The 2,032-nt window shown below is 71.1% G+C and carries 3 protein-coding genes; all 3 read right to left on the minus strand.

Annotation, left to right across the window (positions count from 1 at the left end; genetic code table 11):
• Positions 1 to 19: 19 nt before the first annotated feature.
• A complete protein-coding gene (sctJ, locus tag MMB92_RS35110) occupies positions 20 to 904 on the minus strand; it encodes a type III secretion inner membrane ring lipoprotein SctJ (protein ID WP_012493471.1) in 885 nt (294 codons plus the stop codon).
• 53 nt (positions 905 to 957) lie between these two features.
• Positions 958 to 1,434, minus strand: a complete 477-nt coding sequence (locus MMB92_RS35115; RefSeq protein ID WP_012493472.1) for a hypothetical protein — start codon at positions 1,432 to 1,434, stop codon at positions 958 to 960.
• 124 nt (positions 1,435 to 1,558) lie between these two features.
• Positions 1,559 to 1,768, minus strand: coding sequence for a hypothetical protein (locus tag MMB92_RS35120; RefSeq protein ID WP_006486267.1), 210 nt, complete (start codon positions 1,766 to 1,768; stop codon positions 1,559 to 1,561).
• Between the last annotated feature and the right edge of the window lie 264 nt (positions 1,769 to 2,032).

Genomic DNA, 2,032 nt, shown 5'->3' on the forward strand with positions numbered 1-2,032 from the left:
GGCAGCGCGTGCGGGTCGCTCATGCGCCGTCGCGCGCGCCGTCCGGCGTACGCAGCCCGCCGCCTGCCTGCTGCGCGGCCGAACCACCGCCGTTCGCGCCGCGCGGTGCGCCGACGAGGCCCGCGAGGCGCGCGCCGAACATCCCGCGCCGGGCGGCCGACAGCGCGATCACCGCGCAGGTCAGCAGGATCAGCGCGAACACCAGCCAGCCGAGCGGCGAGCGCAGCCGCAGGATGTCCGACACAGCGCTGCCGATGCCGTCCACCCGCGTCGCGCGCGCGGCGGCCGGCTGCAGGAACAGCGACACGTTGTCGTACTGCAGCCCTTCGATGCTGTGCGCGACGAGATCCTTGACCATCGGCGCCATCGCGCGCAGGTCGACGCCCGGCCGGTAGCGGATGTACACCGCGGCCGACGACGGCTTGATCTTGTCCGCGAGCGGATCGTTCTCCGGAATCACGACCTGCACGCGCGCGACTACCACGCCTTCGATGTCCTGCAGCGTGCGCGACAGGTCCTGCGACACGCCGTACAGGTAGCGCACGCGCTCCTCGGCCGGCGTCGACACGAGCCCCTGCTTCTGGAACAGCTCGCCGAGGCTCGCATAGCTCGGCTTCGGCAGCCCGTTCGCCTGCAGCACCGTGAGCGCCGCCTGCATGTCGCCGTCCGCGACGCTCACGAGCCACGCGTTGCGGTCCGACGTGTCGCGTGCATCGTTGTCCTTCGACGCGCTGATGCCCGCGTCGCCGAGCACCGCGACCATCTGGTTCGCATCGCGCTCCGACAGGCCCGAGTACAGCTCCTTCTGGCACCCGGCCAACAGCACGAGCAGCCCCGCGAGCAGCGCGCGCGCCGCCCGGCTGCGCCACGCATGCGTGCGCGGCGTCGAATCGATCGTCGTCATCGTTTGTCCGCTTCAGGGCGCGCGGCCGTTGCAGGCACACGCACCGGCTTTCGTCACTCCTGCGTCTTCAGCACCGTGTGCGTGAAGCCGTTCGCCGCCTGCGCAACCGACAGGCTCAACTGGTATTCCGAAATCGTGGTGGTTGCCGTCCACTGGAAATCCATCGCCTTCACCATCGTCATCAGCGGATCGCTGCGGCTGTCCGCCATCGACGTCAGCATCTCGCTGCGGTGCTTGTCGATGTTCGCGTACCGCGAATCGAGATCGTTGCCGTAGGTGCGCAACCGCTCGACGAGCGACGACTGGTTCGCCTGCGCGGGCGTCATCTGCACGGCCGGCGCCGCATCCGCCGGTGCGCGCGACATCGCGACACCGGACGAAGACGGGGGTGCGGCCGACGACGCGCCCGGCTGCATCAGCGCATCGAACTGGCGCACCTGCGCCGGATCGGACGTCGCGCCCGTTTGCTGCGCGGCACTCGCGAGCGCGGCTGCGCCCGGCGGCGCCGCGCCTACGCCTGTTACCGACATGATCGTGTCCTCCTTGACCGACAGGGCCGGAAACGGGCCGGCCGGCACGCACCCACGCCGCACCGGGCGCCCGTCACGGGCGGCCCCGGCATCCGGCGTCGCGCGGCACGGCCGGCGACCGGCATCACGCGCGGCCGGCGGAACTCAGGTGTTGCGCGACCTGGGCGTTCGCCGTCCCCTCCTGCGCGGTCACTGCGTTGCTGGTTTCGAACGTCGCAGTCGATTGCTGAACCTGGAAGTTGATCTTCGTCAGTTCGAGCTGCGTCTTGGTCAGGTCGTCCGCCTGTTGCTGGACCTGCTTCGTGTCGGTTGCGCTACCGGTGGGGGCAGTCATGTTTCGCTCCTTTACGTGACGTTCACTTGCGTTGCCGGCGGCGGCCCCATGCCCCGCCGATGACGTGACGCGCCGCCTGTCGGCGACGTGTCGCGTGATGCGCGCAGCGCGATTCGCGCTGCGCCTGATTCGTCGCGACGCTAGTGCGCCGCCTCCTTCGTCGATACACCGGCCGCCGGCTCGCGCGGCAACAGCGTCGGCCCCGGCACCGGCTGCGCGACGCCCGCCGCCGCACCGCTCGCGAGCGGCGCCACGGGCGGCGCC

The sequence above is a fragment of the Burkholderia sp. IO2 genome (genome assembly GCF_029522185.1).
In the GTDB taxonomy this organism is placed as follows: Bacteria; Pseudomonadota; Gammaproteobacteria; order Burkholderiales; family Burkholderiaceae; genus Burkholderia; species Burkholderia cenocepacia.

Bases quoted from the DNA above. Each gene is read 5' to 3' on its own strand.
- sctJ (WP_012493471.1), bottom strand. From the start codon at position 904: ATGACGACGATCGATTCGACGCCGCGCACGCATGCGTGGCGCAGCCGG.
- MMB92_RS35115 (WP_012493472.1), bottom strand. From the start codon at position 1,434: ATGTCGGTAACAGGCGTAGGCGCGGCGCCGCCGGGCGCAGCCGCGCTC.
- MMB92_RS35120 (WP_006486267.1), bottom strand. From the start codon at position 1,768: ATGACTGCCCCCACCGGTAGCGCAACCGACACGAAGCAGGTCCAGCAA.